The sequence below is a fragment of the Tenacibaculum sp. IB213877 genome, from assembly GCF_034043975.1.
Classification (GTDB): domain Bacteria; phylum Bacteroidota; class Bacteroidia; order Flavobacteriales; family Flavobacteriaceae; genus Polaribacter.
Genome location: NZ_JAXCHH010000004.1, coordinates 484,918 through 500,653 on the forward strand (window position 1 = coordinate 484,918; position 15,736 = coordinate 500,653).

General features: G+C 30.6%; 17 protein-coding genes. 8 read left to right on the forward strand and 9 right to left on the reverse strand.

Annotation, left to right across the window (positions count from 1 at the left end; translation table 11 throughout):
* Positions 1-151: 151 nt before the first annotated feature.
* Positions 152-1,705, forward strand: coding sequence for a transcription termination factor Rho (gene rho, locus SLH33_RS05660; protein WP_320418098.1), 1,554 nt, complete (start codon positions 152-154; stop codon positions 1,703-1,705).
* 45 nt (positions 1,706-1,750) lie between these two features.
* Here rho and SLH33_RS05665 read toward each other — a convergent pair whose 3' ends face one another.
* From SLH33_RS05665 to SLH33_RS05680, 4 genes are read right to left on the reverse strand one after another with little or no spacing between them, the layout of a single operon-like run.
* A complete protein-coding gene (locus SLH33_RS05665) occupies positions 1,751-2,299 on the reverse strand; it encodes a 5-formyltetrahydrofolate cyclo-ligase (RefSeq protein ID WP_320418099.1) in 549 nt (182 codons plus the stop codon).
* 3 nt (positions 2,300-2,302) lie between these two features.
* Entirely contained in the window at positions 2,303-2,668 is a 366-nt protein-coding gene (locus SLH33_RS05670) for an MmcQ/YjbR family DNA-binding protein (protein ID WP_320418100.1), read from the reverse strand.
* On the reverse strand, positions 2,668-2,910 hold the full coding sequence (locus tag SLH33_RS05675) for a hypothetical protein (RefSeq protein WP_320418101.1): 243 nt from the start codon (positions 2,908-2,910) through the stop codon (positions 2,668-2,670). Before SLH33_RS05675 ends, SLH33_RS05670 begins: the two co-directional genes overlap by 1 nt.
* Before the next feature lie 10 nt (positions 2,911-2,920).
* Positions 2,921-3,532 carry a DUF4230 domain-containing protein gene (locus SLH33_RS05680; RefSeq protein ID WP_320418102.1) on the reverse strand — a complete coding sequence of 204 codons (612 nt, stop codon included), beginning with the start codon at positions 3,530-3,532 and terminating at the stop codon, positions 2,921-2,923.
* A 132-nt stretch (positions 3,533-3,664) separates the two neighbouring features.
* Here SLH33_RS05680 and SLH33_RS05685 point away from each other — a divergent pair, with 132 nt between their 5' ends.
* Positions 3,665-4,549 (forward strand): cation diffusion facilitator family transporter, encoded by an 885-nt coding sequence (locus SLH33_RS05685; RefSeq protein ID WP_320418103.1) that lies wholly within the window; start codon positions 3,665-3,667, stop codon positions 4,547-4,549.
* Here SLH33_RS05685 and SLH33_RS05690 read toward each other — a convergent pair.
* The 4 genes from SLH33_RS05690 to ruvC all read right to left on the reverse strand — a co-directional run bounded on the left by SLH33_RS05690 (position 4,546) and on the right by ruvC (position 8,169).
* On the reverse strand, positions 4,546-5,295 hold the full coding sequence (locus SLH33_RS05690) for a cyclase family protein (protein ID WP_320418154.1): 750 nt from the start codon (positions 5,293-5,295) through the stop codon (positions 4,546-4,548). The two genes, SLH33_RS05685 and SLH33_RS05690, sit on opposite strands and share 4 nt — an antisense overlap.
* An 81-nt stretch (positions 5,296-5,376) precedes the next feature.
* Positions 5,377-6,510 (reverse strand): radical SAM family heme chaperone HemW, encoded by a 1,134-nt coding sequence (hemW, locus tag SLH33_RS05695; protein WP_320418104.1) that lies wholly within the window; start codon positions 6,508-6,510, stop codon positions 5,377-5,379.
* A gap of 2 nt (positions 6,511-6,512) precedes the next feature.
* A complete protein-coding gene (locus SLH33_RS05700; RefSeq protein ID WP_320418105.1) occupies positions 6,513-7,586 on the reverse strand; it encodes a leucine-rich repeat domain-containing protein in 1,074 nt (357 codons plus the stop codon).
* A gap of 31 nt (positions 7,587-7,617) precedes the next feature.
* Positions 7,618-8,169 carry a crossover junction endodeoxyribonuclease RuvC gene (ruvC, locus tag SLH33_RS05705; protein ID WP_320418106.1) on the reverse strand — a complete coding sequence of 184 codons (552 nt, stop codon included), beginning with the start codon at positions 8,167-8,169 and terminating at the stop codon, positions 7,618-7,620.
* Between the two features lie 46 nt (positions 8,170-8,215).
* Here ruvC and SLH33_RS05710 point away from each other — a divergent pair, with 46 nt between their 5' ends.
* The 6 genes from SLH33_RS05710 to SLH33_RS05735 all read left to right on the forward strand — a co-directional run bounded on the left by SLH33_RS05710 (position 8,216) and on the right by SLH33_RS05735 (position 13,522).
* Positions 8,216-8,959 carry a Bax inhibitor-1/YccA family protein gene (locus SLH33_RS05710; protein WP_320418107.1) on the forward strand — a complete coding sequence of 248 codons (744 nt, stop codon included), beginning with the start codon at positions 8,216-8,218 and terminating at the stop codon, positions 8,957-8,959.
* A 120-nt stretch (positions 8,960-9,079) separates the two neighbouring features.
* Positions 9,080-9,559, forward strand: coding sequence for a hypothetical protein (locus SLH33_RS05715; protein ID WP_320418108.1), 480 nt, complete (start codon positions 9,080-9,082; stop codon positions 9,557-9,559).
* A gap of 76 nt (positions 9,560-9,635) precedes the next feature.
* Positions 9,636-11,381 carry a tetratricopeptide repeat-containing sensor histidine kinase gene (locus SLH33_RS05720; protein WP_320418109.1) on the forward strand — a complete coding sequence of 582 codons (1,746 nt, stop codon included), beginning with the start codon at positions 9,636-9,638 and terminating at the stop codon, positions 11,379-11,381.
* Between the two features lie 135 nt (positions 11,382-11,516).
* Complete coding sequence (locus SLH33_RS05725; protein ID WP_320418110.1) at positions 11,517-12,263, forward strand: response regulator transcription factor; 747 nt, start codon at positions 11,517-11,519, stop codon at positions 12,261-12,263.
* A gap of 236 nt (positions 12,264-12,499) precedes the next feature.
* Entirely contained in the window at positions 12,500-13,087 is a 588-nt protein-coding gene (locus tag SLH33_RS05730) for an AidA/PixA family protein (RefSeq protein ID WP_320418111.1), read from the forward strand.
* A 39-nt stretch (positions 13,088-13,126) separates the two neighbouring features.
* Positions 13,127-13,522, forward strand: a complete 396-nt coding sequence (locus SLH33_RS05735; RefSeq protein ID WP_320418112.1) for a DUF1842 domain-containing protein — start codon at positions 13,127-13,129, stop codon at positions 13,520-13,522.
* Between the two features lie 526 nt (positions 13,523-14,048).
* Here the strand turns inward: SLH33_RS05735 and ade are convergent.
* Positions 14,049-15,671, reverse strand: coding sequence for an adenine deaminase (ade, locus tag SLH33_RS05740; protein WP_320418113.1), 1,623 nt, complete (start codon positions 15,669-15,671; stop codon positions 14,049-14,051).
* Positions 15,672-15,736 lie beyond the last annotated feature (65 nt).

Genomic DNA, 15,736 nt, shown 5'->3' on the forward strand with positions numbered 1-15,736 from the left:
AACTTTACATATTAAATTATTTATATATATTTGCTACAGTTAAACCTCACAGAATTATAGTATAACTCATACTATAAGGTATTCAAATTAAACTTAACAATCATTAAATTTTTTCCCCATAAAGGATTTTCTAAATTAATTTATCATTCTAATGTTCGAAATCTCGGATTTAAAAGCTAAAAAACTGGCAGAACTACAAGAAATTGCCAAAGTAATAGGATTGACTAAAGTGAGTCAACTTAAAAAATTAGATTTAGTATACAAAATATTAGATGCGCAAGCAGAATCTACTAGCAAGGTATCTAAAGAAAGTGTTGAGAAACCTAAAAGAAGACGTATTGACAATACGTCTACCAAAACTGAATCAAAAGAGGCTAAAATCTCAACAACTAGTAAAAAAAATACAGAATCAAGTAGTGCTGAAAAATCAGATAGTGCGCCAAAAAAAGCTGTAGAAAATAAGCAGCCTCAAAATAGTAGACATCCAAAAACTCAACAGAGTCATAAAAACAACGGTAAACATCAAAAAAACCAAAATCAAAAACAGCATCATAAAAGCGGTAATAAATACCGTGATCCTGATTTTGAGTTTGATGGAATTATAGAAAGTGAAGGTGTTTTAGAGATGATGCCAGATGGTTACGGTTTTTTACGTTCCTCTGATTATAACTACTTATCATCTCCAGATGATATTTATGTATCGCAATCGCAAATAAAGTTATTCGGATTAAAAACCGGTGATACTGTACGTGGAAATGTTCGTCCGCCAAAAGAAGGTGAAAAATATTTCCCTTTAATTAGAGTGTCAAAAATCAACGGATTAAATCCAAATATTGTTCGTGATCGTGTTTCTTTTGAGCATTTAACTCCGTTATTTGCTGAAGAAAAATTCAATTTAGCAGAAAAAGGAAGCTCACTTTCAACAAGAATTATTGATTTGTTCTCTCCTATCGGAAAAGGACAGCGTGGTATGATTGTAGCACAACCTAAAACGGGTAAAACCATGTTATTAAAGGATGTGGCTAATGCTATTGCTGCAAATCATCCAGAGGTATATCAAATTGTATTATTAATTGACGAAAGACCTGAAGAGGTTACCGATATGCAACGTAGCGTTCGTGGTGAAGTGGTAGCTTCTACTTTTGACGAACCTGCAGACAAACATGTACGTGTAGCTAATATCGTATTAGAAAAAGCAAAACGTTTAGTTGAATGTGGTCATGACGTAGTAATTTTATTAGATTCTATTACTCGTTTAGCACGTGCTTATAACACTGTTGCGCCTGCATCTGGTAAGATTTTATCCGGAGGTATAGATGCTAACGCTTTACATAAACCAAAACGTTTCTTTGGAGCGGCTCGTAATATTGAAAATGGAGGTTCTTTAACCATTATTGCTACAGCATTAACTGAAACTGGTTCAAAAATGGACGAGGTTATCTTTGAAGAATTCAAAGGAACTGGTAACATGGAACTTCAATTAGAACGTAACATTGCGAATCGTAGAATTTATCCTGCTATTGATTTAATTAAATCGAGCACACGTAGAGACGATTTATTATTAGATGATAAAACGGTGCAACGCATGTGGGTATTACGTAAGTATTTAGCAGATATGAACCCGATTGAAGCTATGGAATTCATCAACGAAAAAATTAAATTCACTCGTAACAATGAAGAATTTTTAATTTCTATGAACGGATAATTCATATTAAATTATATAAAGAAAATCCCGCTATTGGCGGGATTTTTATTTTGGAAAGATGACTCTTTCTAACGAAACATCAAACTCATTTATATCTTCTATTAATTTTATTGGTTCAAAAAAACTAAGCCCAATAGTTTTTACATCTTTTCTACATTCATTCAAAAACCTATCGTAAAAACCTTTTCCGTAGCCAACTCTGTAATTTTGATCATCAGAAATTAACAACGGAACAAACACCATATCAATTTCTTTTACATCAACCTCTATAGCATTTACTGGTTCGGGTATTCCCCAGCTATTGATTTTTATTTGTGTGTTTACATCTAATAAAAAATGTTGCAATGTATTTGTAGAAAAATCACTTTTGCTTACAATGATTTTTTTATTCAGCTTTCGCAAAAACTCAATAATAGGATAGGTATCAATCTCTATTAATCTTTTAATTGAAAGAAATATATGAATGTTTTCTATGGAAGAAAAATCGAGATCAAAAACCTGTTTATAGATGCTTTGCTGAAACTTTTCAATTTCCTCTTTAGTTAGCTCTTTTCTTTTTTGCTTGTATAACTTACGTAGTTCAGATTTTTGCATGAATTACATCGATTTTAATTCTTCGCGCAACTTCTTTGTTAATCCTTTTACCACTAAATCGTAGGAATGATCTATTAATTCAAACGCAAAAACATCAGAAACATCATTATTTAAGGAAACTGTATTCCAGTGTTTTTTATTCATATGAAACCCAGGGTTTACACTTTCATATTCACCTCGTAATTCAATTGCCCGCTCTGGATTACACTTTAAGTTAATTTTTGTTTCCCCTTTTTCCCAACTATCTAATCCAACTAACGCAAACATTTTACCCATCACCTTAAAAACTAAAGTAACCTCATCAAAAGGGAAATGTTCAGTCACACCTTTTTTATGTATGCAATATTCTCGAAGTTGTTCTATGTGCATTATTCTTTGATTTTCTTATTAAAAATTATTCTGATAATAAAAACAACTGTAACTACACCTGTAAGGAGTAAAAAGTATTTTCCTAAATATAAAAATACTAAAACTCCAAAACCATTAGTTGAATTAACTCTATCTAACTTATCCGAAAACTCCTGAATAACTCTCGAATTCTCGATCCAAAAAAACAATAACCAAGAAATTACTGAAACGATTGAAAGTTTAAAAATATTAAATAGCTTCATTTCTTAAACTTTATTCTATTAGATTTCGCTCATCTGGTGGTAGCTCTAAAGCCGAATAATCTAGTTTCCAACCAATGGTTTCTACCAAGTTTTGCATTAACATAATAGCTTCTAACGCTTCTTGATTGGCTGTTTGCATTAAATTACTTTCAGGTATTTTTTGCAAAATATGTTCTTTTGCTTCCTGATTTACTTTAGTTAAATCTTCAGAATTAAACTTATTCAACAATCCATTTTGAATATCATAAAAACGGATATTAGGTTCAATTGACAAGACTTCTGGTTGCGGAAATTCAGACAGAATAATTGTTTTACGCTTGTTATCCGCCTGCATTTTTATCTTTCTAAAATCAAATCCAATATGCGTTTTGGCATTGATAATGATAATCGCCTTTTTTTTGCTAGATACCAGCCCTAAAAATTTATCTTGCCTATTTTCATGATGATAAATCTCTGCAAACTCTCCTTCAACAGTAATTAACTTTGATACTTTCTTAATTTTATCTAACAAAATAAACGATTGTTTTTCTGTTAAATGTTTCTTTTGTACCGATGAAAATTTTTGAAAAATAAAATACGATGCTATCGCACCCAACGCCAACCCAATAAATAGTAATTCCATAATTTACGAAGTTACAAATTTAGTTTCTTTCTTATAGGGTTAAAAAATGCGTATTCAAACATAAAGCTGTCTTAATTATTTAATCTGAAATTTATATAGTAATTTTAATTTTTATTTGTAAAGCATACAACTTTGAACAACGAACAAAAAGCCATAAAAACCACTTATTTTAGTATTATTGGTAATGTACTTTTAGCGATGATTAAAGGCTTTGCAGGTTTTTTTGGTAATTCATATGCATTAATTGCAGATGCTATTGAATCTACTACCGATATTTTTTCTTCATTTTTAGTGCTTCTCGGATTAAAATATGCTAAAAGACCTGCGGATGAAAATCACCCTTATGGACATGGAAAAATTGAACCACTTATCACCTTTATTGTAGTCGCTTTTTTAGTAACCTCAGCCACTATTATTGCGTATGAAAGTATTGAAAACATTCTTACTCCGCATAAAACTCCAAAATCTTGGACATTACTTGTATTAGGCGGAATAATTTTATGGAAAGAAATTTCTTACCAAATTGTCATTAGAAAAAGTAAAGAAACCCACAGCACTTCACTTAAAGCTGATGCGTGGCACCATAGAAGTGATGCTATTACTTCTGCCATGGCGTTTATTGGAATTTCTATTGCTGTTATTATGGGTGAAGGTTATGAAACTGCAGATGATTGGGCAGCTTTATTGGCTTCTGGATTTATTCTTTACAATAGTTATTTAATTTTTAGACCTGCTCTTGGCGAAATAATGGATGAACATTTATACGATGACATTATTGAAGAAATACGAGAAAAATCTAAAAACGTGGAAGGAGTTTTAGATACCGAAAAATGTTTTATCAGAAAATCAGGGATGAGATACCATGTTGATTTACATGTAATTGTTGATGGTACCATTTCCGTTAAAGACGGACATGAAATTTCGCACAATTTAAAAGATTATCTGCATAAAGAAATTCCGAATATTGGCCATATTTTAATCCATATTGAACCTGATTCTGATTCTTTTGACGATTAAAAAATCTTGTACAAAGCAGGCTTACTTGGGGTTGCATCATTTTCAAACGGAGCAATCATTAAATTGAGAAAGTATGTTCCGTCTTCCACCTCATTAGGCACATAAATAAATTCTGTAATGGTAGCATCTAATCGTAATTCACCTTCCAAATTCCAAAATGCTTTATGTGCTAACAACTGTCCATTATCTTTTTCTTTATCTACCGAAGGCAAATCAATCAGCAAATGTTTTATTCCTTTTTCTCGTAAAAAAACCGCTGCTTCTTCTAACAAATAAGACGGATTTGTATTTGAGTATCTATGTGATTTTTTCTCTTCTAAATTTGGCAACGTTCTAATTACGACAGCATCTCGCTTTTTATTACCTAGTAAACTTTGAATTTGTTTTTTAGAAATTACAAAATCGCCATTTTCTAATTGTTCAGGAGCAACCGTTACTAGTTCAGCTAAAAAGAAAAACTGATTTAGATTTTCATTTACAGAATGTACTTTTTCCGTGATATGACCTGCACATTCGGTATGTGTAATATGAGAATGTGGATTAAATTGAATATTATTAAAATTTACCGAAGCACCCTCACTTACCTTCATTTTTTGCGACCCAAACTCTTGTGGTAAAATTTTAGGATCATCAATATACCAAGCATTTACATTTTGTTTGTCAATATCAATTGATATAGAAATATCGATAGGTTTTGATAAATCTATCTCGTATTTTCTTGAGTTGTGTTTTATAGTTGCGATCATTTGTTTTGTCATTCCGCACTTGTTGCGGAATCTTTTTAAATTTTGTTCTTATTAGATTCCTGCCTTCGCAGGAATGACATTTTATTTTAAGTTCAAGATAAACAAATCTGAAGCTATTCCATCTGCTAAAAACTTTCCTTTTTTGGTGGTTTTGAGCATTCGGTTTTCAATATACAATAAATCTTGTTGAATAAATTTTTCTGCTTGTTTCAGTAAATAACTTTCAAAATCTTGTCCAAAATCCATCTGAATTTTTACTAATGAAACTCCCCAAATGGTTCGCAAACCTGTCATAACGTATTCGTTAAACACATCTTCTTTAGTTAAAATTTCAACTTCATTTGGTAATTCTCCCTGCTGAATAGCTTTGATATATTTTGCGTTATTAGAAACATTCCAACTACGTTCTTCTCCATTAAATGAATGTGCTGACGGACCAATGCCTAAATACTTTTTCCCTTGCCAATACGAAGTATTATGTTTTGAAAAATAGTTAGGTTTACCAAAATTAGATATTTCATAATGCACAAATCCTACGTTCTCTAATTCTTCAACTAGAATAGTAAAATGCTCTTGCGCTACTTCATCTTTTGGTACTGACACTTTTCCTTTTTCTATAAATTTTTCAAGTGCTGTTTTAGGCTCAACTGTTAATGCGTAACTAGAAATATGTGGCACTCCGAATGATAATGCAGTTACAATATTTTCTTTCCATCGTTCATTGGTCATTCCAGGAATTCCGTAGATTAAATCAACCGTAATATTATCAAAATGGCGAGTCGCCATAGACAGACATTTTTTTGCTTCTTCTGCATTATGCGCTCGATTCATTAGTTGTAAATCTTCTTCAAAAAACGATTGAATTCCGATACTTAATCTATTCACAGGAGATTTAGCCAACTCATTTATTTTTTCTTCGGAAAGATCATCAGGATTAGCTTCTAGCGTTATTTCTGGATTTTCTGCAACCTTATAATTTTGATAAATTGTATTAAGCAACAACTGAATTTCTTCTGTAGATAAAATTGAAGGAGTTCCACCTCCAAAATAGATAGTTTCAACGATTTCATCAGCAAATTCTTCTTTTCGCATAATTAGCTCAGAAACTAATGCTTCAAGCATTTCATCTTTTCTTTTTAAGGAAGTAGAAAAGTGAAAATCGCAATAATGACACGCTTGTTTACAAAACGGTATATGGATATAAATTCCTACCACAATTAATTTTTTCTTTTCGGAAGTTCTGGTGCTCTTCTCATTGCATCATGTCTCTTAACTTTTAATTTAGAATTCATGTTATTCAATAACGCAATATTTTCTTGAGAAATTATCTCATGATCAACATATAATAATGAGAGCTTAGGTAGTTTGCCAAGTTCAGTCGGTATTTCAAGTATACTATTATTATGAAGTTTTAATAGTCTTAAATTTTCTAAATTCATAATACTGTTAGGAAAATCCTTAAACCTATTATATTCCAACCCTAAAGCATCTAATCGTTTTAAATTAGAAATAGAACTAGGTAATCGCTCTATATCATTAGACCCCAGTTTCAAATCTTCAAGTTTTTTTAATTGTCCTATTGTAAAAGGTAACTCTCTAATTTCATTTGCGCCAAGATTTAAATTTCTTAAACTTATTAAATCTCCAATCTTATTGGTTATTTTTCTTATTTTGGAATAATTTGCAACTATACTTATTAATTCTTTACAATTAGATAATTCATCACTAAGCTCAACAATATTAGTATCTGAAATATCTAAAATTTTCAAACATCTAAGCTTGCTAATAGAGTTAGGTAATTTAACAAGTGTTTTATTTTTTCTTAATATTAAAAATTTCAAATTATCCAAAAGCCCGATGTTTTCTATATCGACAAGTTCATTTCCTTTAAAGGATATAGCTTCTATATTATTAAGCCTGTATAAATTATCAGGCAAACTTTTTATTCCACAAAAAGTAATATTAAGTACTTTTAACTTTTTAAACTTACTTAAATCATCTACTAAACTCTCAATATTTTCAAAACGATTGTTAGATATATCAAGTTCTTCTAGGTTTTTAAATTCAAATAAAACTTCAGGTATTTTTTTTAATCCACTAGAATTAATATTAATTCTTTTTATTTCATCTTTTTTCAACAAAAGAGCTTTAAGATTTTTATTCTTTTTTGATGAATTTAAATTCCAAAAAACTTGAGATGTTGTGGTATTATACAACCATTTCATATCAAAATCGGAACATTCTTTATTATCAATTTGCCCATAAGTTTTAATAGATAAAAATAAAAACATTAATAGCATTCTGCAGTAATTATTCATAGCTTTAATTAATTTTCTTTGGATTCTGTTTTACAAAAGCTGCCCAACCAGTGTAGTTCTTCCCTCCTATTTTAGTTCCTGAATTATAATAGTGGCAAACCGCAGCAGCTAACCCATCGGTCGCATCTAAATTTTTAGGTAATTGTTTTAAATTCAGTAATGATTTTAACATCAAAGCTACTTGTTCTTTACTTGAAGTTCCTTTACCGGTAATTGCCATTTTAATTTTTTTGGGCGCATATTCAGTTACCGGAATTTGACGCGACAAACCTGCTGCCATAGCAACTCCTTGAGCTCGACCTAACTTCAACATCGACTGTACATTTTTACCAAAAAAAGGAGCTTCCAACGCAATTTCATCTGGATTATAAGTATCTATCAATTCAATAGTACGTTCAAAAATCAGTTTTAATTTTAGGTAGTGATCATCATATTTTTTCAATAGTAATTCATTCATCTGAATGAATTCCATCTTCTTTCCTACTACCTTTATCAATCCAAATCCCATTACAGAAGTCCCGGGGTCAATACCTAATATGATTTTTTCTGTCTTCAAATTTTATCGTACTTTGTACAAATACAAATCTAATCAATTAAAATCAATGAGTGTATTTGGTTTAAGAACCTCAAACCCTGCTTTTAATCGCTATTTCTGGAATAAATCATCAAGTTATTCAAAAGTTAAAATGTCAATTGGGGGAATCATTTTTAAATCATTATTAATGTTGGTTTTAGTGGTTACTACAGCAACCTATACATGGCACTTATTTTTTAGCGGAGTCAACATTAAATGGTATACATCTATTGGTATGTTAGTAGCTGTTTTTTGTAGCCTATTTATATCCTTTAAACACAATTCTGCAAAATATTTGTTGCCTATTTATGCATTGGCTAAAGGATTTTTTTTAGGAGGAATCAGTGCGTTGGCACATAACCGTTTTCCTAATTTACCTTTTCAAGCGATTGGAGTTACCATCATCACTTTTTTTGTGATGCTTTTTTTATACCGATGGAAAATCATCAAAGTTACACGCGAGTTTAGAGCTATCATCATTACTGCTGCTACCAGTATTTTTATGTTTTATTTTATTGGTTGGATTTTATGGTTTTTAGAAATTGATGTTCCGTATGTATGGGGAACATCTTGGTTTGCAATCGGGTTTAATGTGCTTGCTGCTATTGTTGCTTCCTTTTCGTTACTTCTTGATTTTTATTACATAGACAGACAAGTAGGAAGATATCCTAAAGAAAGAGAATGGTTAGCTACTTGGGGACTCTTAATCACCCTTGTTTGGTTGTATGTAGAAGTATTGCGTTTACTAAAAAAATTAGCTATTCGGTTTTAGCTTTATTCCACAAATTTCCACTCTTATTCCATTTATTTTCATTCTTATTGATTAATTCATAAACAACTCTTTTTAATTTGCTACTTTTCTACTATCTAATCATTTAAAAAATATATTATTATGGAAACAAAAGTAATTAAAGGAACACATTTTGCCTATGTTTCAAGCTCTACTAGTGCTGACACAAAAAAAGTATTAGAAATAGCATCTCATAGACCCTTAGCTCCAACTAATGTATCTGCTATTGCAAATGGAATTGGTAACGAGACTAAAATCAAACTTATGTGTACTATTTATGTTTGTGACTTACACATACCTAAAAATGACAATGGAGAAAATGACTACACAAAAGATATTCAATTTAACATTTCGTATCTTGTAGATAATGAAAGTAAGGTAACTATTTATGTTGCAAGAGATGATAAATATGTCTCTTCTAAAACTTTTTACGCTTACGTTGTACCTATTCATTTTTCTCCAAAAGATATCCCTGGGTTAAACAATAATTTTACAACAGTAGAAGTGATTAATTGGGATGAAGACCCTGAAGGTTCTAGAGGAACAGAAACCACTGTAAAACAAGGAGCAGGAGAAAAATAATTTATTGATTTATTTAAAATAGCCAATCTATCAATTTGGCTATTTTAAATATATTTGTATTCATATAACTGTCTGTATGAATACATCTTTAAGAATAAACTTAGCGCTAATATTTTTTTTTCTTAATTATTTTTCATTCTCTCAAGAGAACTTAAAGGATAGTTTATTTTATTTAAATTTTAAAAAGGAAACTTATTCTTTTCGTTCTGATAGAAATTTAAAAAAGGTTTTATTTTTCTTTCAAAATAAAAACTGGGATTCTGTATTAGTATATTCAGCAAAACAAATTACTAAACAGAATCAAAATCCAATAATTGTAGATTATTGTCATTTTTTTAGAGGTTTTAGCTTTAAACAAAAAAAAATATTCAATGAAGCGGAAAAAGAGTTCAATTTAATATCTAAAAACTTTAATTATCAAGGAATAAAAAAGATGTTTCTTGCAGAAATTGCTTTAGAACAAAATCAATTTAAAAAAGCTGTAATGGGTTTTGAAGAAGTTCTTACGTTTTCTAACTCAAAAGAAGAACAGCTAATTGACAAAAACTCAATTATTCATAATTTAGGGTTATCTTATTTACATCTAAAAAAATTTAAAGAAGCAGAATCTTACTTAATAGAAAGCTTAGAGTTTTACAAAAACAGAAAAGACACTCTAGAATTAGTTGGTTGTTATGGAGACTTGGCTACTTTATACTACGAACAATATAAAGACGATTTAGCTATTCCTTTTTTTGAAAAAGCTTATCAATTAGCAAAAAAAACAAACAATTTTAATTTAAGAAGATCTACTTCTAAAAACATGTCGGTAGTAGAAGAAAATCGGAAAGATTTTGAAAAAGCTTTAAAGTATAGAAAAGAAGCTGAAATATGGAAAGATTCTTTAAACAATCAAAATAAAATTTACGCCGTTGCCCAAAAAGAAAAAGAATTTGCGGTACAACAAAAACAAAATGAGGTTGATATTTTACAGGTACAAAATGAGTTGAAAGAAACTCAGCGTAATATCTTCTTATATTCTGCTATAGGCTTGTTAGCTCTATTAGTTATTGCTGTTTATTTTTATCGAGAAAAAGTAAAGTCTAATCAGATTATTGCAGCTCAAAAAGAAACTTTAGATGAGCTAAATACTACCAAAGACAAACTTTTTTCTATTGTAAGCCACGATTTACGTTCTTCGGTAAATGCATTAAAATCTAGTAATAAAATTTTACTTGACAATTTAGCTTCTAAAAACCTTGATGCGTTAGAAAATTTACTTCATAAAAACAGTACCATTGTAAACGGAGCTTATGGTTTATTGGATAATTTATTAAACTGGGCCTTACTACAAACAGAGCAGCAATATTTTAGCATTGAAAATCAGCATTTATTTATAATTACCGAACATGTAGCTTATAACTACAAACCACTATTATTAAAAAAAGAGTTAAGTTTCGAAAATTCTATTTCTAAAAAAGAAATTGTACAAGCAGATCAAGAATCTTTAAAAATTGTATTGAGAAACCTTATTGATAATGCTATAAAATTTTCTCAACCAAACGGATTCATCAAAATTTACAGTACCAATACTCAAAAAGGTTATACCGATTTAATTGTTGAAGACTCAGGTTTAGGGATGAGTCAAACTACTCGATTAAAACTTTTAGACGATTCTGTATTATTAAATAAAAAAGAACATGAAGATATAATTGGTACAGGATTAGGTATTCAATTGATAAAATCGATGATTAAAAAAAATAACGGAAAATTCAATATTGAAAGTGAATTAGGGAAAGGCACAAAAATGATTGTATCTTTACCTAAAATCGATATTAGTTAATCACAATTAGTAAAAAATATCATTACGGGTTAGAATTTTCAGAAAAACAATCTCTCAATACTCTAAATAATTTCGTTTTTTCGCAGTGAAAATCGAAGTTTAATGGTCTTTTTTACTATTCAAAAACAGTTTTAAATGGACAATGTTAATATTTTAATTATTGAAGACACTCCTAAAGAAAGTGATTACCTTATTAAGGTTTTAACGGAAAATAATTATACTATTTCAGGAGTTGCAAGAAACTTTAAAGAAGCTCTTGATTTATTCTACAAAGTAAAAGTTGATATTGTTATTATTGATATTTTCCTTAATGGTGTTCCTGACGGAATTACCTTTGCTGAAACGATTAACACTGTTCCTGATGCTTCTAAACCGTTTGTTTTTCTCACAAGTTCTACCGATCGTAAAATTTTTGAACGCGCTAAGCTAACACAGCCATTTAGCTTTTTAATGAAACCTTTTAATGAATTAGAAGTTTTATACGCCATTGAAATGGCCATTGAAAAGTTCTACGATCAAAATGATGTATTTATAACTGATGAAGAAGACACTATTATTAGCAGCGATTATCTTTTCATTAAAAAAGGGAAATCTTTAAAAAAAGTATTACTTGCTGATATTATTTATATAGAAGTTGAAGAAAAATACTGCAACATTATTACTGCAAAAGAAAAGTTTGTGATATTAATATCACTTACTAAAATTTTAAAATTATTAAATCCAAATTCTTTCTGTAGAACCCATAGAAACTACATTGCCAATATTGACAAGATTACAGAAATCATTCCTTCAGATAATCTTATCATGCTACAAAACGATCACCATATCACCCTAAGCGAACGTTATAAAGATTTGATTAAAAAAGTTCGTACGCTTAAATAAGATTTAGTTTACTAATCGCTATTTTTTCTATTCCTTTTTTTTCCGTTTTTATGGAAAAGAAACCCCTTCTTATTCCATTTTAAAAACTTAACCTTCTTATTTACAGTAGTTTTACATCAGAGATAACCGCTAGCATACTTATTTCAACTAACCAACCTTTTGTGGAGCAGCCCCACTAAAAAAACGAGGCGGAATCCGAAAAGCCTTACGAGTAGGAAACCTTAAAACTATTAACTATGCCAAATACAATTAACATTTTAAGCGTTATTGACGTTGAAACTATTTTAAGCAATAACCTTAAGGGTGGTGACTCACCACAATCCGCAACATCTTTAGGATCAAATGGAGTTTCAGACACTTACGTATACATGATTACAGCTCAAGGATTTGTTGATTCAAATGATTTAAAAAATAGAGGAAGAGCAAGCTCAGAATTAACAATCGATGCCAGAGTTGGCGATACAATCCAATGGGAACTTACTTGCCCAGGTTCTGGTTTACAATTTAACGCAATTATTGCTGGAGTACACCCAGGATACCAATCAAATCCAGGTTCTTTAAGTGCTCCACAAGCTATACTAACAACTAGACATATTTATACGCAAGCAGGACAATATGGCTATCAAGTTGTACAACAAATGGATTATGTTTCTCACGTTCAAAGCGCTGGCACTACACAATACGACGTTGTCTTCCAAGTCATGAATCAAGACGGAACTAGTTTAGGGTACTTTAAATGGGATCCTTTTGTAAAAGTATTAGAGAACGAACAAGAATATAAAGCTGCAAAAGCGGAATCTCTAAAAAAACCTCAATTGGCTTAAAACAACAAGCTACTAACCAAACTTTAAAACAAATTTATTATGGCTACAACAGCAAACACAGCAGTAGAAACTATTTACTATAAAGGAACTATGGGGTTCGTTCCTAATCTTTTAGCAACAATCTTTAACTTTTCATTACTAGTACATCCTGAAGAACATACTGTAAGCGGTACCGTAAAAATCAATGTAGGAATTGATAAGAAAGTATATTTTGGAAAAGTAACAGGAGCTGTTTATTCAACAGGATTAGGTGATATCGTAAGAGTGTTAAACATTCAAGGAAATATTCCTACTGATAATAAATTTTCAAATGTTCTTTTACCTTTTGAAGCAAACATGGCTTTAAAAGCTGATTGGAATGGTGAAGGAGGATTCTCTTTCCTTGGACAACACGAACAAAACGTTCCTATAAAAGCTGACATTTTTAAATTATAAAACCAAAAATAAGCTCTTTAAAAAAGTAAAGAGCTTATTTTTCTCAACTAATTTAACTAAACAAACTACTACATACCATAAGTGTGTTAACTATAAAAATTTAACAAAGGAGCTAATATCATGCTCTCCCTAAACCGAGGAGCTAAACAAAACCCTACTAATGATGTAGTACGGATGGATTACTGGTAATTTATTAGTCGGATTTAATATTGGCGCAATTGGTTGTATTCAGATCGCTTTTCTGTTGTACAGATTTCTTTAAATCCTGCTAAAGTAAATACCCTTGAAGTATCATTCTTTGATGCTGATACCTCAGCATAATACTCAAAAACACTTCAATAATAATTAAAAAACATTCATTATACCAAACAATACAGTAACAACATTAATTAAGGGAATCTGAAATTATCTAGTTTGGTAAAGTCATATCTCAAAGCAGAGAGATAATTGTTGAATGACAACAACCCAACAATACAAAGCGAGTAAATTAACTACATTTACTCGCTTTGTATTGTTCTAAACTAACTTATTTTATTTCCACTGAAGTAAACTGGAAGGTATTTCCATCAAACAATCCTTTGTCTGACAACTTCAATGCTGGTATTACCAATAAGGCCATAAAAGAAAGTGTCATATAAGGCGCTCTTAATTTACTTCCCATTTGTTTTGCCATGGCATCTAATTCGGCATACGATTTTCCAATTTCAACAGCAGATTTATCACTCATAATTCCAGCTACTGGTAACGAAACAATTTTTTCTTCGGATGCATTTACAGCGCACACTCCACCTTTGTTTTCAATAATTAAATTAACTGCTTTACATATCATTTCATCGGAAACTCCTACTGCAATAATATTATGAGAGTCGTGTCCCACAGAACTCGCTATAGCACCTTCTTTTAATCCGAAGTTTTTGATAAAAGCAATAGACGGTTCAGAATTTTGATAACGATTTACCACCGTCATTTTTAAAATATCATTTTTGGTATTAGAAACCAGATTGCCTTCTTTAATCAACGAATCAGCTTCAATTTCATTGGTTACCAATTCACCATCTAGCGCCTCAATAACTCTTATTTTTTCAGCTGCAGAATGAAATTCAAAATCAGAAATTTTCTTTTTATCGGTATTAAAATTATTCAACACTTCAAAATCTACATGTTTTACAAATGATTTTCCTTTTTCTGCTACTAATTCCCCATTTATATAGGTTTGCAACACTTTGAATTTTTGTAAATCTTCCAGTACAATAAAATCAGCGTTATCTCCATTTTGTAGTAAACCAACATCTAATTTATAATGTTTTACAGGATTTATACAAGCAGCTTGTAATACTTTAAAAACATCCATCCCTTTAGCAACGGCTCGCTCACATAACTGATTCATATGACCTAACAGCAAATCATCTGGATGCTTGTCATCAGAACAAAACATCATATTTTCATAATGTTCAGGCAACAAATCTATCAAAGCTTCAAAATTTTTGGCTGCACTACCTTCTCGAACAATTACTTTCATGCCTTTTTGCAACTTTTCTAGAGCTTCTTCATACGTAAAACACTCGTGATCGGTAGAAATTCCTGCTGAAATATATTTAGTAATAGCATCTCCTCTTAATCCTGGAGCATGACCATCTATAGGTTTATTGTTATTTTTTGCATGCTGAATTTTAGCCCGAACTTCTTCATCATCAAACAAAACACCTGGGTAATTCATCATTTCTGCTAAATACTTGATATCAGTATTCTCCATCATCAACTTAATATCATCAGCATTAATAATTGCTCCAGCACTTTCAAACGAAGTTGCAGGCACGCAAGAAGGCGCTCCAAAATTGAATTTTAACGGAACTTTCTTTCCGTTTTCAATCATAAAATCTACTCCTTTCACTCCTAATACATTGGCTATTTCATGCGGATCGGAAACTGTTGCCACAGTACCATGGGTCACCGCAATTTTTGCAAACTCAGACGGAACCAACATTGAGCTTTCAATATGAATATGTGCATCTACAAATCCAGGTAAAATATAGTTTTCAACAGAATGATTACCCTCACGGATTTCTTTGATTTTTCCGTTTTCAATTTCAATTTCTCCTTTAAAAATTCGTTTGTTTTGTATATCAACTATATTTCCTTGTATGATCATTCTGTGAAAATTTTGAACTAAAATACTTCATTTCATAGCAAAAAAAAAGCATCCTTTCGGATGCT